We start from the raw sequence: 20,371 nt of genomic DNA, 5'->3' as shown, positions 1-20,371 counted from the left end.
ACATCCTGCCGGAAGCCGGGCTTGCGGAAACCGTCGCGGTCGGGATGGCGGAAATCACGGCGGGGCGCACCCTCCCGCTCGTCATCGAAGCGGGGGAAGGGCGGCTTGCGGTCTTCCCGGAAGTCGCGGCGGCCCTCGTTCCGGGGGGCCAGGCCGTCAGCGCTGCGGCGTTCGTCGCGCCAGCGCTCGGTGGTGTTTTCCCGGCGGGGCTCGCGGCGGTGGCCTTCGCCCGCATCCTCGGCATCGGCATGGCCGCCGCGTTCGGGCATGCGGCCGAAATCGGGCATCAGGATGCGGTGCTGGCGCAGGCGGTCGGCATCGCTGCGGGCCACATAGATCTCTTCCCCGTCCTCGTTGCGGCCGCAGTAATACATGGCCGTGGCGATGCTGCCCGGCGTGGGGATGAAGCACTGGGTCTGCTGCGGGCTCCAGTGACGCTCCTGCAGCCAGCGGGCCAGCTCGTGCATGTCCTCGTCCGTACAGCCGGGGAAGGCGCTCATCATGTAGGGCACCACATACTGCTCGCGTCCGGCCAGACGGCTCTGCTCCACGAAGCTCTGGAGGAAGGCCTCGAAGACTTCCATGCCCGGCTTGCGCATCAGGTCCAGCACGCGGGCGGCGCAGTGTTCCGGGGCCACCTTGAGCTGGCCGCCGGTGAATTCGCCGGTATAGGCCGCCAGGGCCTCGGGATCGTTGAGGGCCAGGTCGGCACGCACGCCGCTGGCCACGCGCACCTGCCGCACGCCGGGCAGGGCCGCCACCTCGCGCAGCAGGCCCACATGCTGCATCTGCGGGGTGATGAAGGACTTGCAGACCGTGGGGTAACAGCAGCTGCTGCGGCGGCAGCGGGACGAAGGCCGCGCACCGGGCTCCGCCTTGGCGGACGTGGCGTCATCCAGGGCGCAATGGGCCTGCCACATGTTGGCCGTGGGGCCGCCCACGTCGGAGATGGCCACCTGGCCGCGACGGGACTGGGCCACCAGCTTGCGGGCCTCGGCCAGGATGGATTCCTGGCTGCGGGAGCTGATGCGGCGCCCCTGATGCAGGGCCAGCGAGCAGAAGGAACAGCCGCCGCCACAGCCGCGATGGCTGGTGATGCTGGTGCGCAGCATCTCGTCGGCCGGGATGGGCTCGCGGTAGCGGGGATGGGCCGCGCGGGCGTAGGGCAGGGCGTAGATCTTGTCCATCTCTTCCGTGGTCAGGGGGCGGGCCGGGGGCGCCAGCACCAGGGCGCGGTCGCCCACCATCTGCTGGGCCCAGGCGTTCTGGCGGTGCACCTGCTGTTCCAGCATCTGGGTCAGGCGCAGCAGTTCCGTGGCCTCGGCCTGCACGGCCTCGTGGGAGGGCAGCTGCATGCGCGGCAGGTCGAGCCATTCTTCGGGCAGATCCACGGGGACGTTGTTCTCGTCCACCTTGGCCAGCCAGGCCGTGCCGTCGATACCGTGCAGGCTCTTGCCTTCGGCCAGGCGGCGGGCGCATTCCAGCATGGCCAGTTCGCCCATGCCGTAGATGAGCAGGTCGGCCTTGGCATCCAGCAGGATGGAGCGGCGCAGGCTGTCTGTCCAGAAATCGTAATGTGTGGTGCGGCGCAGCGAGGCCTCGATGCCGCCCAGGATCACCGGCAGGCCGGGGAAGGCCTGACGGGCCAGGTTGGCATAGACCAGACAGGCGCGGTTGGGACGCGCACCGGCCTTGCCGCCGGGGGTGTAGGCATCATCGTGGCGCTTTTTGCGGAAGGCCGTGTAGTGGGCCAGCATGGAGTCCAGCGCGCCCGCGCTGACGCCCACGAAAAGCCGGGGACGGCCCATGACCAGCAGGTCGTCGGGCGACTGCCAGCGGGGCTGGGCCACGATGCCCACGCGGAAGCCGTGGGCCACCAGCCAGCGGCCCAGCAGCACGGGCCCGAAGGCCGGGTGGTCCACATAGGCGTCGCCGTTGACCAGCAGCACGTCCAGTTCCTTCCAGCCCAGGGCCTGCATCTCGGCGCGGCTCATGGGCAGGAAGCGGGGCTGGCCGTCCACCCACGGGTCCTGGAACGCCTCGTTGCGGGACCGGGAGCCGGGGCGGGCATCGCGGCGGTCCGCGGGGCGTCCGGCGCGCGGGAAGGCCCCGGCAGGGCGGCGCCCGTCACGGGGACGGTCTTCACGGCGGGGACGGTCGTCCCGGGAAGAAAATTCGTTACGTTCCTCGCGCTGGAAGCGGGGACGGTCGGCAGGCTGCGTGCCGGTGGCCGGACGCGGGCGGAAAGGACGGGGCGCGGCGTCGGTGGTGCTGATGTCGGTATCGGCGGGCGCGGGTCGGCGCCGGGGCTTGGGGAAGAAGGGCATGGTTTTCCTTTGGCGGCCTTGGGACGCCACACGGATGGGGTGAAAGGTCGAAAGGGCGGCACCGTGGTGCCGTGGAAGGGGGAGCGCCCGGCAGGGACGCGGGGACGCTCCCCTGACGGTTACTTGGAAGGCGGCGTGACCAGCGGCATGGTCTTGGGCGCGGCCTCATTGGCGGGAGGCATCTGGGCGTCGGGATGACCGGCGCGGCCCATGGCGTGGCTCTTGCTGAAGCCCTGCCATTCCTCATGGCTGATGGCGCCGTCCTTGTTCTTGTCGATGGCGGCAAAGGCGCCGTCCTGCATCTGGGGGAAGAACTTCTTGAATTCTTCCTTGCTGACGCTGCCGTCCTTGTTGGCGTCCATCATGGGGAACTTGTCCACAGGGGCCTTGCCTTCGCCCATGCCGGGCATGGCCAGGGCGGGAGCGGCGCAGAGCATGGCGGCGCAGAGCAGGCCGCCCAGGATACGTTTGTTCATGGTAACTCCTTACGTCGGTTCAGGGTGTGGCTATTCCGGCCGTCTGGGCCGGGAGGCCTTCACCAGAGGGAAGGTGGCGGCCTTGCCGCGCCCCTCCCGAAATCTTCCGTGGGGAGACCTCCGGGGCAGCACCGGGAGACCGGCATCAGGGAAAGGCCGGAGCGCCGCCGGGGTCATGTCCTTCCGGGCCAAACGCGCTGGGGGAAGGATGGGACGGGGAAAGGGCCTTGTGCGCGAGCCCCAAAGCCCTCCTGCCCCCGGAAAAAATCGTCCGCTAGTCCTGCGGGTGCAGGGTGTAGTGCTCGCCCTCGTCGCGCAGGCGCCGGATGAAGACCTGCAGGTCGTCGGGCTGGCCGGGCTTGTGGTCTTCGGGATAGAGCAGGGCGGACATATAGAAGATGGAGCCGATGCGCAGCGCGTTGCGGGCGCTGGCCGAAAAACGGTGCAGACGGTGCCCGGCCTGGTCCTGGAGTTGTTCGGGCAGCTCTTCGAGATAGGCCTCGCCTTCTTCTTCCAGCGAGGCCAGCAGGCGGGCTTTTTCCTGCATGCGGGCCGTATAGGCGGGCATATCGCCCATGACGGCCAGGGCCGCCTGTTCGGCCTGCATGACGCGGGCGTGCATCTCTTCCAGCCAGGCCACAAGACGGGCCAGTTGCGGCGACATTTCCATGACGAGCCTCCTTGCGGGACAGCCGGGCAGCGACCGGCACAGGGCAAAAAGGCCCGGCGCAGGGGCCGGGCCTCCATGACGGGGTTAATCCCAGTGACGCTTGTCCTCGATGGGACGGATCTGCGGGGGCAGGCTGCCCGGCGCCAGGATCTTGAGTTCAGGACGCAGCTTGATCTTTTCGCGGAACTGGTGGAGCAGTTCTTCCTCGCGCTTGAAGCCGCTGGTCTCGATGAACAGGGTCATCTCGTCGATGCCGCCGGGGTTGGTGACTTCGATCTGCCAACGCTTCACTTCTTCGAAGCGGCTCATGACCTGTTCCACCTGATGCGGGTAGACGAACATGCCCATGATGCGGGCGGTGGTGTCCACGCGGCCCACGATGTTGCCCAGACGCGGGCTGGTACGGCCGCAGGCGCAGGGGCTGCGGTCGATGTACGACAGGTCGCCCGTGGCCAGACGGATGAGCGGATAGGTCTTGTTGAAGGCCGTGACCACGATCTCGCCCACTTCGCCGTCCTTCAGCGGGATGCCGGTGTCGGGATGGCAGATCTCCACATAGCAGCGGTTGGCGATGTGCAGGCCGGTCTTGTGGAAGCATTCGTAGCCGATGCAGCCCACGTCGGCGGTGCCGTAGCCCTGGCGCATGATGAGGTCGTACTTCTTTTCCATCTGGGAGCGCATCTTTTCGGACAGGCGCTCACCGGTGACGAAGGCCACTTCGAGGAAGAGGTCCTTGCGCAGGTTCAGGCCCTTTTCCTCGGCCTTCTGGGCCAGGTGCATGAGGAAGCTGGGCGTGCCCACATAGCCGGAGACGCGCAGCTTCTGCATGATGTCCAGCTGGGTGGAGGCATCGGTGGGACCGGCGGGGATGACCGCACAGCCCAGGTTGCGCAGGGGCTCTTCGAACATCAGGCCGGCCGGGGTCAGCTGATAGTTGAAGGTGTTCTGCACGGCATCACCGGGACGGAAGCCCACGGAATAGAAGGCTTCGGTGTAGCCCCAGTAGTCTTCGCCACGGTCTTCGGGGTCGAAGATGGGTCCGGGGGAGAGGAAGATGCGCTTCAGATCCCCGATGTCCTTGGTCAGCAGACCGCCCAGACGCGGGCCCATGGACTGCAGGAAGATGAGTTCCTTTTTCTTGAGGATGGGGATGTGCTTGATATCGGACAGGGTCTTGAACTTCTCTACGTTGAACTGCGCGCGGTCGAAGCGTTTTTTGACGTCTTCGGAGTAGCGGTAGGCGTAGGAGAGCAGGTCCTTGAGCTGGATCAGGCAATATTGACGGCGTTCGCTTTCGTCGAGCACTTCACGGCGGCTGTAGATGCCTTCGGTACGGTCTTTACGAGTCATACGGCCTCGCCTTGTAGAATTTTATTTGGGACAGTTGTTTACGCAACCTGAACCATATTTGCAAGTACTATTTTATTTTTGCAATTATATCAAAATGTTACTTATAGTTTTTAGGCGCGTCCGCCTTTGCCGCACCAGCGGGGCGCGCCGCCTCTTCCAGGCCCACGGCCGTGAGCCCGTGGAGCACGAGGGCGTCGGGATTGCGGCGGCAGTACTGGTGCAGGGGGCTCTCGCCGCTGTCGAACAGGGCGAAGATGCGGTCGAGGCGCTGCTGGTCCTGCAAAGGGACCTCCAGACCGGCCCGCCCCAGGGCATGGCCCGCCAGCCAGAGGGAAAGGGCCAGCTGCTGCTCGTTGCCCGTGATGGGCCGCGTGGCCGGGGCGTACCAGCCCGCACAGCTCACGGCGGGCAGCATCCTGCCCCTGTCGGCGTGCCGGCGGCGCCAGGCCAGGATGACGTCGGCCAGCTTCTCCTCGCGATGGGTGGGGCACCAGGCTTCCAGGTGATCCAGCAGGGCGTCGGTCCCCGCCGTGCCGAGGCGCACCTGCTGTGTGCGGGCGGCGGCCCAGCCGTCCAGTATCAGCACGGGCGTGAGGGCGTTCTCGCCGCTGTCCAGATAGGTGGCGCATGTCCAGGGCGCGGCCACGGGCGTATATCCGGCTTTGTCGGGGACGTTGCGGGACGTGCAGGCCGCAAGGCAGCACAGCAGCAGGACGAGGCAGGGGAGCAGGCGGGTCATGATCTCTCCTCGGTGGGGGAAGCGGCGGCCCGGCGCCGGCGACGCTGGTCCAGGATACGTTCCTTGAGACTGTCGTAAACAGGCGTCGAATGCAAGGCGTTAGCCGTGAAGGCCGCGGCGAAGGCGGCCAGCAGCACGGCCGGGGCCAGATGGAACCCGCCGCACATCTCCATGACCAGGGCGGCCCCGGTGAGGGGGGTGCGTACCGAGGCGGAGAACAGGCCCGCCATGCCCAGCACCAGCAGGGTGGCCGTCTGTTCCGGGGCCACCAGCCCGGCGTCGCGCAGGGGCGCGGCCAGCAGGGCGCCGGCCATGCTGCCCGCCAGCAGGATGGGCATGAGGATGCCACCGGAAACCCCCGAGGCGAAGCTCACGCAGGAAAAGGCGATCTTGCCCGCCAGCAGCAGTGCCAGGGCGAGGGCGGGCAGGCGCAGGTGCTCCAGCTGCAGGGTGGTCAGGCCCATGTTGCCCGTGATCTCCGGCCAGACGAGCAGCAGCACGCCGCAGCAGGCAAAGGGGAAGACGATGCGCACGGGCCCGGGCAGCCAGCGGGCCCTGTCCTGCCAGAGCAACAGGCGGATCATGCCCGCATTGTACACGGCCCCCAGCAGGCCGCAGGACATACCGGCCAGCAGGGGCAGCCAGTACTGGCTCCAGTGCAGGCCGGGCAGCCGGGCGAAGGGGAAGACCAGGCCGAAGTCCAGCACCACGTCCACCATGAACCAGGCCGACAGGGCCGAAAGGCTGGTGAAGAGCAGCATGGGCAGGGTGAGCGGGGTCTTCATCTCTTCGAAGGCGAAGAACATGCCGGCCACAGGCGCGCCGAAGGCGGCGGTCATGCCCGCAACGCCGCCGCCCACCAGATAGCGGGGCCGGTTGGCGCGGCAGCGGTCGTGCCACATATAGCCCACGCCCGCGCCCACGGTGGCGCCCATCATGATGCAGGGGCCCTCGCGCCCCACGGAAAGACCGGCGCTGAGCGCGGCCAGGGTGGCCACGAACTTGTACCAGAGCACCCGCGCCCAGCGCATGGGCGGCAGCTTTCCGGCCGCGATGAGTTCCACCTGCGGGATGCCGCTGCCGCCGATGAGGGGCTCGTAGCGCAGGAGCAGCCCGGCCGTCAGGGCCATGAGCAGCAGCCCGGCGGCCATCAGGGCCAGCGTGGCCGGTGCGAAGGGATCCTGCCCGGCCATATGGGCGCGGACAGCGCCATTGATGATGGTATAGAGCCAGCGGAACAGGCCGATGACCCCGCCGGAGACAAGGCCCGTGAGCAGGGCCTGGGCCATGAGCGTCCAGGCGCTCTGACTGCGCAGGGCCGCGGATTCCAGGATGAAGGGAGGCAGAGAAGGGCGGAAGGCCATGGGTATCCTGTGGGGATGAGGGGCGCGGACAGGGCGCACAAAAAAAGATGTGCCTGCAACAGCCTGAAAATATAGGGAGAATGCCTGTCCTGACAGGAACAGTATGGGGGCTGGACAAAAAAAATTCAAGTTTTTGGCAAAAAACGAAAAAAATGCTTGCCAAGTCGGAGGGAAATCTGTACAAGCATTTTTGTTGTGACGAACAACACCACCTCACGCCGAGGTAGCTCAGTTGGTAGAGCAGGGGACTGAAAATCCCCGTGTCGGCAGTTCAATTCTGTCCCTCGGCACCAGGGAATCCAAAGGCTTGCAGCGAAAGTTGCAAGCCTTTTTTTCGTTATGGGCTTTTGCTGGACGCGCGTTTGCGGGCAGCCGCCCGGGGGCGCTTCCATCGGGCGGGCCTTCCCGCTCTTCCTCCTTCTTTCCCCGCTTTTTCCTTCGTCCTGTCTTTGTCCCGGTTCGCGGGATTGTCCCCGGCGTTACCGGTGGCTTCCTGATACCCATACGGGCCTTCATCCGTACGGGCTGCGCCCCGGAGCAGCACGCCGCGTGCCGCATATCCGGATAATCATGCCCCGCTCCCTTGCACCGTTGCCGCGTGTCCTCTGTCACGGCCTTCTCGCAAGGGAAAAAGCGGGAAGGAAACCTCCGCTCCTTCCCGCTCCCTGTGGCAGGTCTTTGGGGCATGGCCCGGCTCGCAGCCGGGAGTCAGGCAAGGGACATGCCTTCCCCGCCAAAGACCCGCACGGTCTCTTCTTCCCCCCAGCGGCGCAGCAGATCGCGTACGGCACTGGGGCCGTAGACCACATGCAGGCGCATTTCTACGCCCCGGCTGCGGGCGGCCTGCCGCAGCGGCGCGAAGGCCGCTTCCGCTTCCTCCTCGCTCTGGCGGCGCACATAGGCCGTGAACTCCGCCATGGCTCCGGCGGGCGCCAGCTGATCCACCTCGCCGTAATGGCTGAGGTCGATACCGGCATCATAGACGGCACGGATGCCTTCCCGTCCGCCACAGGCGGCCAGCGGGGCGGCCGTGTCGCGCAGGGGGCAGGCGGCGGAAGCCAGACAGCAGATCATGCCAGCACCTTGGCCAGCAGGATCAGCAGGAGGCCGCAGGTGATGACGATGATGTCCTGTTGTCTGCTTTTGGAGATCTTGTTCCACATGATGTCCTCCGGGGGCATGTCGTAGCCGTCCCTTCTGTTTTTGTGGTTTTCCGTCAGGCGGCATCGGAAGTTGCCTTCCGTCCGGGGATGATGCCGTCCGGTCATCGAACGCGCCGGGAAGGGCCGCAGGGGCCTTGCGTGCATCCCGTCAGGCCCTTGCAACGCCTGTCCGTCATTGCAGGAAGCAAAGGACCACCAGCAGGGCCAGGCCTGCCTTGACCGAGGCCACGCAGAAGCCGATGAGCGCACCGGAAAGGCCCGCGGCCTTGATGTCGCTGAGGTGGGTGGTGAGGCCGATGCTGGAGAAGCCCAGCAGGAAGCACCAGTTCATGAAGTTGCCGGCCATTTTGGCTTCTTCCTTGCTCATGAAGCCGAAGGTGTTCAGCAGGACCACGGCCAGGAAGCCCAGCACGAAGACCGGGAACTTGTCGAGGATGATGCGCATCTTGCTGGTATTGGCCAGCTGGGAATGCACCTTGGCGTCCTCGGCGGCCACCATGATGGCCAGCATCAGCACCACCAGGGGCAGACAGATGACGCGGCCGATGTTGTACACACCGGCTACGATGCCCGCGTCATTGCTGAAGGCGAAGCCCGCGGCCAGCACCTGGGCCGAATTGACGATGCCCACACCGGCGAAGGCCCCGAACTGGTTGGGGCTGAGGTCGAGCCAGTGGCCGATGAAGGGGAAGATGAAGAGCGCCAGCAGGCCGAACATGAGCACCACGGCGATGGTGTAGGCGATGTCTTCATTCTTGGCCCTGACGGCCGGGGCGATGGCCACACAGGCCGAGACCCCGCAGATGGACAGGCCGGCGGCCAGACAGGCCCCCAGGGAAGGCGACATGCTGAGGCGGCGGGAGAGCCACATCAGGATGATGGCGGAGGTGAACAGAAAGACGGAAATGATGATGATGGCTTCCGATCCGGTCTTGATGAGCCCGGCGAAAGAATATTTGCAGCCCATGACCACGATGCCGGTCTTGGTCAGGGTAGTGGAGAAGCGCAGGCCGTCCCGGAAGACGGCGTGCACACCGACGGTATTGCAGATGACCATGCCCAGGATGATGGCCACGATGAAATCGCTCAGGTTGAGGGACTTCATGAAGGGATGCAGGGCGATGAGGCGCGGCGTTATGAACCACGAAAAAACGGCGACGCCTGTCAGCAGAAGGATACCGGGCAGGGCGGAAAGGCTTTTCCGGACAAAGGACGGTTCGTGTCGTTCACAGCTGGCCATCGTTCTCCCCTCATTGTGTCGTTACATACTTTTACAAAACGTAATACACTCCTATTCTTCTCAAGATACCATGGTATTTGTGTTTTATATGCAGAAAAAATAAAAAACTATAATTCACAACATAATATGATATGATTTTATTCACGTCTTATTTTGAAGGAATATATTCAAAAGTATGTGCATTTTTTCATAAGTAACGTATTATGAGAACTCTTTTTTTCATAATAAAATAAGTATGGACGCATATGCGGTATCCATGGCAGTCATGAAAGGTGAGCGATCGGGGGAACACGAAGAAAAGGGTCGCAGGAACGACATGGCAAGGCGTTGCTGCAATAGGGCGGGGGCTCGCCACAATGGCAGAGCCTGTCGATATGGTAAAAAATATTTTTTGAGATTTTTGGGGCGACGATACGCCCGCGCCCAAATGTCTGGCGGGGCGTCAACGAAGATGCAAACAATAAATCGAGTTATTCACGGTGGTTGGTGTGCTGTTGCAGGAACGGCAGGCCCAGGGGCCTGCCGTGGGCGGGATGGGTGCTGTCCCGTGAGGCACAATCCTCAGCGCAGCGGAGCGGCCAGCGGCAACAGTCCTTCCGGCAGCAAGGGCGGGCGCTGGTCGCAAACCGGGCCTTCCTCTTCCGCCAGCTGCTGGCAGTCGCGGCAGCGGCAGGCCCTGGGCACGGCCAGCAGCCGGGACAGGGGGATCTCTTCACCGCAGTCCATGCACAGGCGGCGGCCGCTGCACCGCAGGTCGCCCAGCAGGCCCTCCAGGGCACGGATGCGCGCCGCGCACAGGTTGGCATGGCTCCAGGCCAGCAGCTCCGCCATCTCGTCGCGGGCGTTGTCCGCCTCGTCACCGTGGCCGTGGGGCAGGGCGAATCCGGCGCACAGGCAGGCCAGGTGCCGCCGTTCCTGTTCCAGTTTGCGTTGCAGGGAATGCTGGGCGTCGTCCATGGGCAAGACCTCCGGGGGATGATTTCCCGGCAGGATACACCGGCCCGCGCCCCGGGGCATGGCAAAGCCATGACGGTTGGCGTTCGCTCCTGTGAAAAAAAAGGCCCCGCGTCGTGCGGGGCCCCTGGCATAGCGTGTGACGGGATGCGTGGGATCAGCGGCGGAAGCTGCTGACCACCTCCACGGGGATCTCCTGCCGGAAGACCTTGCGCACCAGCTTGGCGCTGCCGCGCACCAGATCCAGCTCGATGGGGCATTCCTCGGGGGCGCGCAGCGAGAGCTGCAGGCCGCCTTCCTTGCGGGCCTCGAAGCGGACGGTGCGCACGATCTGGCGATGGCTCTTGTCCATGCGCTCGGCCAGCAGCAGGAAGAGGGAGAGCAGGCGGATCTCCTCGCGGGTCTCCTGGTCGAATTCCATGAACAGCGGCACTTTCTTGGAGGGACGCTTGCGGTGGAAGTAGGTCAGGGCGGCCATGATGTCCACTTCACGGCGGGTGAAGCCCAGCAGCTCGGTGTTGCGGATCAGGTAGTGGCTGTGGGCGTTGTGGCGCGAGAAGGAGATGAAGATGCCGATGTCGTGCAGCAGGGCCGCATAGTGCAGCAGCTCGCGGGCCAGGTCGCCGGAGTCGTGCAGGCCCATGGCCTTGGCGCTGTCGAACAGGTCCAGGGCCAGGCGCGACACATGGCGGGAGTGGCGTTCCTCGAAGCGGCAGCGCCGCGCCAGATGCAGCACGCTCTCCTTGCGTACGGGATGGAAGCTGCCGTCGGCATGGGGCATGCGGGTGGACAGGTAATCCACCAGGATGCCGTTCTGCAGGTTGCGGTTGCTGATGCGCACGCTGTCGAAGCCCTGGTCCTCCATGATGGTCTGGAGGATGGCCGCACCGGCCACGATGACGTCGGCACGGTTGGGATTGATGCCGGGCACGCTGCGGCGTTCCTTGAGGGTGCGGCCGCAGAGCTCCTTGACGGCCCGGCGCAGGCCGCCGTAGCTGAGCACGTCGCGGGATTCCTGCGGGGCCCGGCCCGTGCGCGCGGCGTCCTCGGCATCCAGGGCCGCGGCGATCTCGGCCAGGTTCTGGGCCGTACCGGAGCTGGCCACGGCCTCTTCGATGACGAAGTCCGCGATGCGCTGGAACGAGCGCAGGGCATTGTTGCGGATGTAGTTCTGCAGGGCGGCGTAGCGCTTGGCGGAGATGGTGCCGGAGTCCTTGTCGAAGAAGAGGTTGGACAGGCGCACGCAGCCCATCTTGAGGGAGTCGAGGTTGCGGTATTCCTCGGAATTGCCCACCACCAGCTCGGTACTGCCGCCGCCGATGTCGATGAACAGGCGCAGGCTCTCGGTATGGGCCAGACCGCTGGAGACGCCCAGATAGATGAGGCGGGCCTCTTCGCGGCCGGAGACCACGCGGAAGTCGATGCCGGTCTTCTCCTTGACCCGGCGCATGAAGTCCGGGCCGTTGGCCGCGTCGCGCACGGCGGCCGTGGCGATGGCGATGACCTCCGAGGCGCCGTAGACGCCGCACATCTCGGCCATGCCGCGCAGGACGTTGATGGTCCGGGCCATGCTCTCTTCACGCAGATGTCCCGTCTCGAAGGCGCCTTCGCCCAGGCGCACCATGTTCTTGACCTGGTTGAGGACCGTGTGCGAGCCGTCGGGCAGGATGCGCACCAGCATCAGGCGCAGCGAGTTGCTGCCCAGGTCGATGATGCCGATGACGCGTTCCCCGTCAGGCCCCGCCTGATCCGGGACTACAGGATGGGACATACGCACTCCAGCTCCACGCCAAAGATGTGCATGAACAGATCGCCCTTGACCAGCAGGCGGTCCTGCTCGGGGGCGCAGTCCTGGGCGCCGCTCAGGGTCAGCACCACCTTGCCGGGCTGCAGGTCGATGGCCACGTCGCGCACGGCTTCCATGTGGCGGTAATCCAGGGCATCGGCCATGCGGATGAGGGCCGCGGCCTTGTTCAGGGCCTCACGGTTCTTCTTGCCCAGGGCGGCGAAACGGCGGTGGCGCATGGCGGGCCAGGCCTTGCGGTGATAACGGACCAGCTGGGCCACCAGGGAGCGGTCTTCGGGCAGCAGGGCCAGGCTGGTGTCCTGCTCCACGATGCGCATGCCCTTTTTGTGGTGGCCCTTGCGCCCGGAAGCGAAGCCGATGTCATGCAGGCAGCAGGCGATGCGCAGGCGGTAGAGCCAGCGGCCGTCCAGACCGTGCAGGGGCTGGAGCTGGTCGAAGAGCTGTTCCGCCAGATGGGCCACATGCTGGCCGTGACGGCGGGTGGCCTCCAGCTCGGGGCTGCCCGGCAGCAGATGCTCCAGCAGGGCCTCGCAGGGCAGGGGCGTCCAGTCGTGGGCGGCATCGGCCGTTTCGGGACCGGCGACCTTGACGCGCTTCTTGCCCGTCTTGGCCTTCTTTTCTTCCTTGTCCTTTTTCCTGGCTTTCTTTTGGGGAGTTGCGGCTTCCTGCTCCGCTCCGGCGTCCGGCGCCGGAGCTTCCTGCGCCGTCACGGGCGCTTCGGCCGGAGCCCGTTCGGGCTCTTCGGCGGGGACCGCTTCCTCCTTCATCGTTTCTTCAGGGCAGCCTGCCTGCACTTCGGGGGCAGCGGCCGCGCACTCCTTCGGCTGCTCCGGGGCAGCCTCTTCCGCGACGACCGGCGTCACGGCAGGCGCTTCGGCGGCTTCGGGAGCGGGCTGCGGCGTGTCCGTGCCGGGCAGGGAAGCCTGGAGAAGTTCGGCGCTGTCGTTGCGGGGAGCGGCGGCGGTGGTGGTAGAGCTCTGTCCCTGGCGTTGCTGCCGGCTGCGGCTGGTGCTGCTGCCGGTCTTGCCGGCGGGGCGTTTTTTGGTAGCCATGATGAAAGCTCCTTGGGATCAGATATCGTCCCTGCTGATATGTTGGGCGATCATGCGTTCCTGCGCGTTGACGGCAGCCTCCTTGCTGGAGGGCTTGAGCCGCGTATAGGTGGCATCGGCCTGCAGCTGCCATGTCTGGACGTTGTCCGCCAGGTGGACTTCGAGGATGTCCTCGCGGATCTTGCGGCGCAGTTCGGGATCGAGGATGGGGGTCAGGACCTCGATGCGGTGGTCGAGGTTGCGCGGCATGAGGTCCGCGCTGCCGATGTACATGATGTCTTCGCCGTTGGCATGGAACCAGTAGATGCGCGAATGCTCCAGGAAGCGGCCCACGATGCTGGTGACCGTGATGTTCTCGCTGATGCCCGGCAGGCCGGGGCGCAGGCAGCAGATGCCGCGCACCTGCAAACGCACGCGCACACCGGCCATGGAGGCCCGGTACAGGGCGCGGATGATGCCCGCATCCACCAGCTGGTTGCACTTGAAGATGATCTCGCCGTTGCCGTAGCGCTTGTGCAGCTCGATCTCGCGGCGGATCATCTCCATGAGCGGGCCGCGCATGGCCTGGGGCGAGACCAGCAGCTTGCGGTACAGGTCGCGGTCCGCATAGCCGGTCATGACGTTGAACAGGTCGGTGACGTCGGCGCAGATGTCCTCATTGGAGGTGATGAGGCCCATGTCCGTGTAGATCTTGGCCGTGGAGGCATTGTAGTTGCCCGTGCCGATGTGGACATAGCGCGTGATGTGCCCGGCTTCGCGGCGCACCACCAGGCAGAGCTTGGCGTGCACCTTCAGGCCGATGAAGCCGTAGACCACGTTGACGCCTTCCTTTTCCAGCTCTTCGGCCCAGGTGATGTTGCGTTCCTCGTCGAAGCGGGCCTTGAGCTCCACCACGGCCACCACCTGTTTGCCGCGGCGCCGGGCCTCGATGAGGGCGCGCACGATGGGCGAATCGTTGCCCGCACGGTACAGGGTCTGCTTGATGGCCAGGACGTTGGGATCCTCGCAGGCGCGGCGGATGAAGTCCAGCACGGCCTTGAAGCTGTCGTAGGGATGGAAGAGCACCACGTCCCGCTTGCGCAGGTGGCCGAACATGTCGCCTTCCTGGAACAGGCGCGAGATGTGCCCCTGGATGCCGGGCGTCTTGAGCTGGGGCCGGTCCACATTATAGAGGGTCATGAATTCGGAAAAGCCCATGGGCCCCTTGATGCGGTAGATCTGGAAGGGCTGCAGGCGCAGGCGCCGGGCCAGAAAGTCCACCAGCTCGCGCGAGGCCTTGTGGGCGATCTCCAGCCGCACCACGTCGCCGAAGCGGCGCTGTTCCACCAGGTCGCGCACGGCTTCCAGCAGGTCGTCGGCCTCGTCCTCTTCGATCTCCAGGTCGGTGTTGCGGGTGATGCGGAACAGGGCGGAGCTGACCACCGTATGGCCGGGGAAGAGCAGGCCCAGATACTGGGCCATGAGGTCTTCCAGCAGCACAATGTCGTCACCGCGCACGTTGGGGTCGAAGCCCAGGGAGGCGTAGGTCTTGGCCTCCTTGTTGCGCGGGATGAAGATGAAGCGCGAGAGGTTGTTGGGGCACTTCAGGCGCACGAAGCGCGATTCGTTGTCGCGGTTGCGCAGCTGGATGATGAAATTGAGGCAGGTGGTGGAGATGGTGGGGAAGGGGTGCCCCGGGTCGATGGCCTGGGGCGTGAGCACGGGATAGATCTCGTTGCGGAAATAGCCGTCCAGGAAGCGGCGCTGCTTTTCCGAAAGATCGGTGTAGCGCACGATGCGCACGCCCCTTTCCAGCAATTGCGGAGCCAGGTTCTTGAGCCAGTGGCTCTGTGCGCGTGAGGTCAGCAGCAGGGTGCGGCGGCGTATCTCGGCCAGCTGCTTGGCCGGCGTGATGCGGTCGGCCGAGCCGTTGGGGGCGCCGTTGCGGTACTGGCGCAGGATGTTGGCCACGCGGACCATGAAAAATTCGTCGAGGTTGTTATAGAAGATGGCAAGGAATTTGAGCTGTTCCAGCAGGGGCTGCCGGGGCGAGAGGGCCTCGTCCAGAACCTTGGCGTTGAAGTCCAGCCAGTTGATTTCCCGGTTGAGGAAAAGGTTGGGGCAGGAAAGATCCTGCATGTCTTCGGGCGAGCAGGGTTGCTCAGGATACTTGAGGACTATCTGGGAGGTCATGCCGCTCTCCTTGTGCGCGTGGCTGTTCCCGGGATACTGCCGCATGGTTGTGATGATCCTGTGACATTTTAGGACAGGATCGCGAAAGAAAAAGAGAAGAAAAGCAGGCGGACCTTCAGGTAGCGCCGGGGAGGTGCACGGCAGGAAATCCGCATGCCCGTAAGGTGAAACGAATTTTCAACAACTTGTCTGAGGTGTTAGCACAGGCCTTGGCGGAGCTCAAGAGGGGGCAAGGGGCCCCTGGGGAGGGGCGGCGGAGGCCGCAGGCAGCGGCGGCAGGATCAGACAAAAAAGGGGAGGCCTTGCGGCCTCCCCTCAGTATCGGGAACGGGTCTCAGTCCTGCATGCGGAAGTCCACGCGGATCTTGAACAAACGCGTGGCGGGCAGGTTGAGGATGGGGATGCCCGTACGGGCCGTGATGTCATCCAGCGTGGCGCGCTCGTCTTCCCGCGAGGGACTGATGAGCGTGAACCAGATGTTGTAGTTGTGCTCGCGCAGGTAGTTGTGCGTGATGCCGGGACGGGCGTTCACTTCGTGTACGAAGTCGTCCATCTTGTCATCGGGCACCTTGGCCGCGCAGAGGGTGGAGACGAATCCCAGCTTGTTGGACTGGAAGTTGGCACCCAGGCGGCGGATGACGCGCCGCTCGCGCAGGCTGCGCACGCGCTCCAGGGCCTCCTCCTCCGGGATGCCCAGCAGCGTGCCCAGGTCGGCATAGGGGCGGGGCGTCAGGGGAAAGGCCGTCTGGATGATGTCCAGCAGGCGGCGGTCGGTCTCGTCCAGGGCTTCCTGCGTGGTGTGGGGACCGCAGTATTCAGGGGCGTCCGTCATGCTCGCTCACTTTGCGCCCGTGGCGCGCTTGGGCTGATAGGTGCACAGGGGCTCTTCGGCCATATGGTTGCCGTTCATGCTCCAGGCGCGGGCGCGACAGCCGCCACAGACCTTGTGGAACTCGCACACGCCGCACTTGCCTTCGTAGCACTTCTGGTCGCGGAACTGGCGGAAGTACTTGCTGTTGCGCCAGATCTCGGGGAAGGGCGTCTCGCGCACGTTGCCGCAGTTCAGTTCCAGATAGCCGCAGGGCTGCACCTGGCCGGTATGGCTGATGAAGCAGAAGCCCGTGCCGCCCAGACAGCCGCGGGTCATGGCGTCCATGCCGAAGGTCTCGGGCGTGACGGCCACGCCTTCCTCATGGGCGCGCTGGCGCATGATGCGGTAGTAGTGCGGCGCGCAGGTGGCCTTGAGGTGCATGCTGGTGGTCTTGCGGAAGTCGTAGAGCCAGTGCAGCACGTCCTCGTATTCCTCGGCGCTGATGACCTGGTCGGCCAGGCCGGAGGCCCGGCCCATGGGCACCAGCAGGAAGATGTGCCAGGCGGCCGCGCCGATGCGCTCGCACAGATTGAAGATGTCCTTGAAGCTGTGCAGGTTGTTGCGCGTGACCGTGGTGTTGATCTGGAAGGGCACCCCGGCCTGTTTAAGGTATTCGATGCCGCGCATGGAGGCTTCGAAGGCCCCGGGCACGCCGCGGAACTCGTCGTGGCTGGCGGCGTCGGCGCCATCGATGGAGATGGAGCAGCGGTTGACGCCGGCTTCCTTGATCTTGCGGGCCAGTTCGGGCGTGATCAGGGTGCCGTTGGGCGAGAAGGCGCAGGTCAGCCCCTTGTTGTGGGCATAGGCCACCAGTTCATAGACATCGGGGCGCATCATGGGATCGCCGCCGGTGAAGATGATGATGGGGTTGCCCACCTGGGGGAAGGTGTCGATGAGGGCCTTGGCCTCTTCGGTGGAGAACTCGCCCGGATAGGGTTCCGGGTGGGCCTCGGCGCGGCAGTGCTTGCAGGCCAGGTTACAGGAGCGGGTCACTTCCCAGGCGATGAGCTTGCAGGCGGGCGTGCCGTCCTCAAGGGTGCGCACCATCTTGTGGCCGGGCGCGCCCCCGGGATGACCGCCGGGATGGGCGCCCGCGGCACCGGGATGGCCGCCGGGGTGTCCCCCCATGCCGCCGGGATGGCCCGGCATGTGCTTCTCGTCATGCATCAGCGCACCAGCCTTTGCTTGAGCAGGGTCTCGGTGAAGTAGGTGATGAGCATCTTGGCGCCGGCGCGCTTCATGCCCAGCAGGCTTTCCATCATCACGGCTTCTTCGTTGATCCAGCCGTTGAGGCCGGCGGCGCGGATCATGCTGTATTCACCGCTCACCTGATAGGCGCACAGGGGCACGTCCACGGCGTCGCGCACCTGGCGGATGATGTCCATGTAGGGACCGGCGGGCTTGACGATGAGGCAGTCGGCGCCTTCGTCCAGGTCGGCCAGGGCTTCGATGATGGCTTCACGGGCGTTGCAGGGATCCATCTGGTAGCTCTTGCGGTCGCCGCAGGCCGGGGCGGATTCGGCGGCCTCGCGGAAGGGGCCGTAGAAGGCCGAGGCGTATTTCACGGCATAGGACATGATGGGCACCATGACCAGGCCGGATTCGTCCAGGGCGTGACGGATGGCGGCCACGCGGCCGTCCATCATGTCGGAGGGCGCCACCATGTCGGCACCGGCGGCGGCATGGCTCACGGCGGTCTTGGCCAGCAGCTCCAGGGTGGGGTCATTGAGCACCGCACCGCCGGGGGTCAGGATGCCGCAGTGGCCGTGGCTCATGTATTCGCACAGGCACACGTCGGTGATGACGTAGAGCGAGGGCCAGCGATGCTTGAGGCGACGCACGGCTTCCTGTACGATGCCGTCTTCGGCATAGGCGCCGCTGGCCTTTTCGTCCTTCACGGCCGGGATGCCGAAGAGGATCACGGACTTCAGGCCGTCATCCACGGCCTTTTCCACCTGCTTTTCCAGCTCGGTCAGCGACAGCTGGTACTGGCCGGGCATGGCGCCGATCTCCTTGCGGAAGGACTGGTCTTCGGTCTCCACCACAAAGTAGGGCATGATGAGGTCTTCGGCCAGCAGGGGCGGGGTCTCGCGCACCATGCTGCGGATTTCGGGGGTCCAGCGCAAACGTCTGCCGCGATGGAAGGATTGGGACATGGTTCTACCTCGATGCGGCAATGCCGCGGTTGTGTTTGGGGAGGACGGCGACGGTTCGTCCCCGGCCCGGCGGGATCGCGGGAAAGACCGGCGCCCGGAAAAGCCTGCGTCCTGATGCCGTCGGGCGGCAGGGCACGGGGCCTTCCGATGAGAAGGCCACCATAGCGCAAAACGCCACAAGGGAAAAGCCGCCGGGCACCACTGTGATTGCAGGCATGCAAGGCGGGTCGGCAAAGCTGTGAATGGGGGTGTGTATGGATGCTCGCAATGAATTGAAGGGAAAGAGGGGACTGGTCCGCCTGCTGAATGCCACGCGGTATTCTCTGGCCGGCTACAAAGCCGCCTGGCAGGACGAGGAGGCTTTCCGGCAGATATGCCTGCTGGCCGTGATCGGTCTGCCCCTGGCCTGCCGGCTGGGGCGGGACTGGGCGGAATCCGTCCTGCTGGCCGTGCCGCTGGTGCTTTGCCTGCTGGTGGAACTGCTCAACAGCGCTATCGAGAACGTGGTGGACCGTATTTCGCTGGAATGGCATCCGCTGGCCAAGAAGGCCAAGGATATGGGGAGCGCCGCCCAATTCACGGCCCAGCTTTTCCTGGCTGCCGTCTGGGGCGGCTATTTGTTAGGTCGTCTGTAGGCTTGATGAGCTCCAGATGCAGGACAGCTGACGAGGCATCCATGTACTGAAAAGAAAAGATCCCGGGATTGCAATATCCCGGGATCTTTTCTTTTGTTGCCAGACGGCCTACAGGCCGATCTCTTCGTCAGTGAGGTAGCAGGCGGGGTCCTGGGCCCATTCGTCGCCGTAGTAGGCTTCGGCACGGGCGCGGAAGTTGCCGCCGCAGATGTTCAGGAAGCGGCACTTGGCACAGCGGCCGCCCACATGGGCCTTCTTGTCCTTGAGCTTGTGCAGCAGCTCGATGTTGGGGTCGTCCCAGATCTCGGAGAAGGGGCGCTCCAGCACGTTGCCGAAGGTGTGGTTGCGCCAGAACTGGTCGGCATGCACCTTGCCGTCCCAGGAGATGCAGCCGATGCCGCGGCCGGAGTTGTTGCCTTCGTTGTACTGCAGGAGCTCGAAGATCTCTTCGGCGCGCTTGGGATCTTCACGCTTCATGCGCATCCACACATAGGGGCCGTCGGCGTGGTTGTCCACGGTGAGGATCTCTTTGGGCTTGCCGGCGTCGAACAGGGCGCGGGTCTCGTCCATGATGAGGTCCAGCACCTGACGGGTCTCGGCGTGATCCAGGTCTTCCTTGATGAGCTCGGAACCGCGGCCCGAGTACACCAGGTGGTAGAAACAGGCGCGGGGCACTTCCAGGTCGGCCAGCAGGCGGAAGATGCCGGGGATCTCGCCCACGTTACGCTTGTTGATGGTGAAGCGCAGGCCCACCTTCAGGCCTTCGGCCTGGCAGTTGGCCACGCCTTCCAGGGCCTTGCGGAAGGCACCGGGCACGCCGCGGAAACGGTCGTGCACTTCTTCCATGCCGTCCAGGGAGATGCCCACATAGGAGAGGCCCACGCCCTTGAGTTCACGGGCCTTTTCCTTGGTGATGAGGGTGCCGTTGGTGGAGATGACGGCGCGCATGCCCTTGGAGGTGGCATGGCTGGCCAGTTCCACCAGGTCCTTGCGCACCAGGGGCTCGCCGCCCGAGAAGAGCATGACCGGCGCGCCGTAGGCGGCCAGGTCGTCGATCATGGTCTTGGCCTGTTCGGTGCTGATGTCGTCGGCGCCGTCCACGGGCACGGCCTGGGCGTAGCAGTGCACGCACTTCAGGTTGCAGCGCTTGGTCATGTTCCAGACCACCACGGGCTTCTTGTCCTTGGAGAACTGGAGCAGGTGCGAGGGCAGGTTGCCGGATTCACGGCCGTAACGCAGGGCGTCGGAGGGCTCCACCTGACCGCAATACAATTTGGAAATACCGATCATCGTACGATCCTTTACAGCGAGTCGCCGTTTGTGCCCCGCCGGGATAGCGGACACGGGGCGGGGGGTATGGCGCGGGGAAGCCCGGAGGAACGCCCGGCCTGAGTG

General features: G+C 65.2%; 17 protein-coding genes and 1 tRNA gene. 2 read left to right on the top strand and 16 right to left on the bottom strand.

The features are described from left to right. From ACQRCJ_RS07695 to ACQRCJ_RS07670, 6 genes are all read right to left on the bottom strand, one after another. Positions 1 to 1,994 (bottom strand): YgiQ family radical SAM protein (locus ACQRCJ_RS07695; protein WP_427799586.1); only part of this gene is annotated, 1,994 nt, incomplete at its 3' end. 452 nt (positions 1,995 to 2,446) lie between these two features. Then, complete coding sequence (locus tag ACQRCJ_RS07690) at positions 2,447 to 2,803, bottom strand: EF-hand domain-containing protein (protein ID WP_303879857.1); 357 nt, start codon at positions 2,801 to 2,803, stop codon at positions 2,447 to 2,449. A 274-nt stretch (positions 2,804 to 3,077) separates the two neighbouring features. Further along, positions 3,078 to 3,473, bottom strand: coding sequence for a hypothetical protein (locus ACQRCJ_RS07685; protein ID WP_204625698.1), 396 nt, complete (start codon positions 3,471 to 3,473; stop codon positions 3,078 to 3,080). Positions 3,474 to 3,557: 84 nt separating this feature from the next. Next, a complete protein-coding gene (locus ACQRCJ_RS07680) occupies positions 3,558 to 4,823 on the bottom strand; it encodes a phenylacetate--CoA ligase family protein (RefSeq protein WP_072335280.1) in 1,266 nt (421 codons plus the stop codon). Positions 4,824 to 4,920: 97 nt separating this feature from the next. After that, on the bottom strand, positions 4,921 to 5,562 hold the full coding sequence (locus ACQRCJ_RS07675) for a hypothetical protein (RefSeq protein WP_297137303.1): 642 nt from the start codon (positions 5,560 to 5,562) through the stop codon (positions 4,921 to 4,923). Further along, a complete protein-coding gene (locus tag ACQRCJ_RS07670) occupies positions 5,559 to 6,926 on the bottom strand; it encodes a chloride channel protein (RefSeq protein ID WP_427799585.1) in 1,368 nt (455 codons plus the stop codon). Before ACQRCJ_RS07670 ends, ACQRCJ_RS07675 begins: the two co-directional genes overlap by 4 nt. Before the next feature lie 217 nt (positions 6,927 to 7,143). Here ACQRCJ_RS07670 and ACQRCJ_RS07665 point away from each other — a divergent pair. Next, positions 7,144 to 7,219, top strand: a tRNA-Phe gene (locus ACQRCJ_RS07665). A 415-nt stretch (positions 7,220 to 7,634) separates the two neighbouring features. Here the strand turns inward: ACQRCJ_RS07665 and ACQRCJ_RS07660 are convergent. The 9 genes from ACQRCJ_RS07660 to hemB all read right to left on the bottom strand — a co-directional run bounded on the left by ACQRCJ_RS07660 (position 7,635) and on the right by hemB (position 18,341). Next, a complete protein-coding gene (locus ACQRCJ_RS07660) occupies positions 7,635 to 8,000 on the bottom strand; it encodes a hypothetical protein (protein ID WP_303956152.1) in 366 nt (121 codons plus the stop codon). 261 nt (positions 8,001 to 8,261) lie between these two features. Next, positions 8,262 to 9,329 carry a YeiH family protein gene (locus ACQRCJ_RS07655; protein ID WP_204625702.1) on the bottom strand — a complete coding sequence of 356 codons (1,068 nt, stop codon included), beginning with the start codon at positions 9,327 to 9,329 and terminating at the stop codon, positions 8,262 to 8,264. A gap of 561 nt (positions 9,330 to 9,890) precedes the next feature. Continuing rightward, the gene (locus tag ACQRCJ_RS07650; protein ID WP_303930717.1) at positions 9,891 to 10,286 is read right to left on the bottom strand and encodes a TraR/DksA C4-type zinc finger protein; all 396 of its coding nucleotides are present in this window, start codon (positions 10,284 to 10,286) and stop codon (positions 9,891 to 9,893) included. A 154-nt stretch (positions 10,287 to 10,440) separates the two neighbouring features. Continuing rightward, a complete protein-coding gene (locus tag ACQRCJ_RS07645) occupies positions 10,441 to 12,054 on the bottom strand; it encodes a Ppx/GppA phosphatase family protein (protein WP_168934668.1) in 1,614 nt (537 codons plus the stop codon). After that, complete coding sequence (locus ACQRCJ_RS07640) at positions 12,039 to 13,142, bottom strand: HD domain-containing protein (RefSeq protein ID WP_427799584.1); 1,104 nt, start codon at positions 13,140 to 13,142, stop codon at positions 12,039 to 12,041. The genes ACQRCJ_RS07645 and ACQRCJ_RS07640 overlap by 16 nt, the downstream gene beginning before the upstream one ends. A gap of 18 nt (positions 13,143 to 13,160) precedes the next feature. Then, positions 13,161 to 15,314, bottom strand: a complete 2,154-nt coding sequence (ppk1, locus tag ACQRCJ_RS07635; RefSeq protein WP_321031745.1) for a polyphosphate kinase 1 — start codon at positions 15,312 to 15,314, stop codon at positions 13,161 to 13,163. 334 nt (positions 15,315 to 15,648) lie between these two features. Continuing rightward, positions 15,649 to 16,146, bottom strand: coding sequence for an AsnC family transcriptional regulator (locus ACQRCJ_RS07630; protein ID WP_168934665.1), 498 nt, complete (start codon positions 16,144 to 16,146; stop codon positions 15,649 to 15,651). 6 nt (positions 16,147 to 16,152) lie between these two features. Then, complete coding sequence (gene ahbD, locus ACQRCJ_RS07625; protein ID WP_204625706.1) at positions 16,153 to 17,352, bottom strand: heme b synthase; 1,200 nt, start codon at positions 17,350 to 17,352, stop codon at positions 16,153 to 16,155. Then, positions 17,352 to 18,341 (bottom strand): porphobilinogen synthase, encoded by a 990-nt coding sequence (gene hemB / locus ACQRCJ_RS07620; RefSeq protein WP_204674593.1) that lies wholly within the window; start codon positions 18,339 to 18,341, stop codon positions 17,352 to 17,354. Before hemB ends, ahbD begins: the two co-directional genes overlap by 1 nt. A gap of 254 nt (positions 18,342 to 18,595) precedes the next feature. Between hemB and ACQRCJ_RS07615 the strand changes: the two genes are divergently transcribed. Next, complete coding sequence (locus ACQRCJ_RS07615; protein ID WP_303933401.1) at positions 18,596 to 18,976, top strand: diacylglycerol kinase; 381 nt, start codon at positions 18,596 to 18,598, stop codon at positions 18,974 to 18,976. 108 nt (positions 18,977 to 19,084) lie between these two features. On the opposite strand, the gene ahbC is transcribed toward ACQRCJ_RS07615, so the two are convergent. Further along, positions 19,085 to 20,266 carry a 12,18-didecarboxysiroheme deacetylase gene (ahbC, locus tag ACQRCJ_RS07610; protein WP_168934661.1) on the bottom strand — a complete coding sequence of 394 codons (1,182 nt, stop codon included), beginning with the start codon at positions 20,264 to 20,266 and terminating at the stop codon, positions 19,085 to 19,087. Positions 20,267 to 20,371 lie beyond the last annotated feature (105 nt).

This window comes from Desulfovibrio sp. SGI.102, from assembly GCF_050314315.1.
GTDB lineage: Bacteria > Desulfobacterota > Desulfovibrionia > Desulfovibrionales > Desulfovibrionaceae > Desulfovibrio.
The sequence above is the reverse complement of the archived record's forward strand: the minus strand, read 5'-3'. Positions and strand labels throughout refer to the sequence as shown.

Bases quoted from the DNA above. Each gene is read 5' to 3' on its own strand.
- ACQRCJ_RS07690 (WP_303879857.1), bottom strand. From the start codon at position 2,803: ATGAACAAACGTATCCTGGGCGGCCTGCTCTGCGCCGCCATGCTCTGC.
- ACQRCJ_RS07685 (WP_204625698.1), bottom strand. From the start codon at position 3,473: ATGGAAATGTCGCCGCAACTGGCCCGTCTTGTGGCCTGGCTGGAAGAG.
- ACQRCJ_RS07680 (WP_072335280.1), bottom strand. From the start codon at position 4,823: ATGACTCGTAAAGACCGTACCGAAGGCATCTACAGCCGCCGTGAAGTG.
- ACQRCJ_RS07675 (WP_297137303.1), bottom strand. From the start codon at position 5,562: ATGACCCGCCTGCTCCCCTGCCTCGTCCTGCTGCTGTGCTGCCTTGCG.
- ACQRCJ_RS07670 (WP_427799585.1), bottom strand. From the start codon at position 6,926: ATGGCCTTCCGCCCTTCTCTGCCTCCCTTCATCCTGGAATCCGCGGCC.
- ACQRCJ_RS07660 (WP_303956152.1), bottom strand. From the start codon at position 8,000: ATGATCTGCTGTCTGGCTTCCGCCGCCTGCCCCCTGCGCGACACGGCC.
- ACQRCJ_RS07655 (WP_204625702.1), bottom strand. From the start codon at position 9,329: ATGGCCAGCTGTGAACGACACGAACCGTCCTTTGTCCGGAAAAGCCTT.
- ACQRCJ_RS07650 (WP_303930717.1), bottom strand. From the start codon at position 10,286: ATGGACGACGCCCAGCATTCCCTGCAACGCAAACTGGAACAGGAACGG.
- ACQRCJ_RS07645 (WP_168934668.1), bottom strand. From the start codon at position 12,054: ATGTCCCATCCTGTAGTCCCGGATCAGGCGGGGCCTGACGGGGAACGC.
- ACQRCJ_RS07640 (WP_427799584.1), bottom strand. From the start codon at position 13,142: ATGGCTACCAAAAAACGCCCCGCCGGCAAGACCGGCAGCAGCACCAGC.
- ppk1 (WP_321031745.1), bottom strand. From the start codon at position 15,314: ATGACCTCCCAGATAGTCCTCAAGTATCCTGAGCAACCCTGCTCGCCC.
- ACQRCJ_RS07630 (WP_168934665.1), bottom strand. From the start codon at position 16,146: ATGACGGACGCCCCTGAATACTGCGGTCCCCACACCACGCAGGAAGCC.
- ahbD (WP_204625706.1), bottom strand. From the start codon at position 17,352: ATGCATGACGAGAAGCACATGCCGGGCCATCCCGGCGGCATGGGGGGA.
- hemB (WP_204674593.1), bottom strand. From the start codon at position 18,341: ATGTCCCAATCCTTCCATCGCGGCAGACGTTTGCGCTGGACCCCCGAA.
- ACQRCJ_RS07615 (WP_303933401.1), top strand. From the start codon at position 18,596: ATGGATGCTCGCAATGAATTGAAGGGAAAGAGGGGACTGGTCCGCCTG.
- ahbC (WP_168934661.1), bottom strand. From the start codon at position 20,266: ATGATCGGTATTTCCAAATTGTATTGCGGTCAGGTGGAGCCCTCCGAC.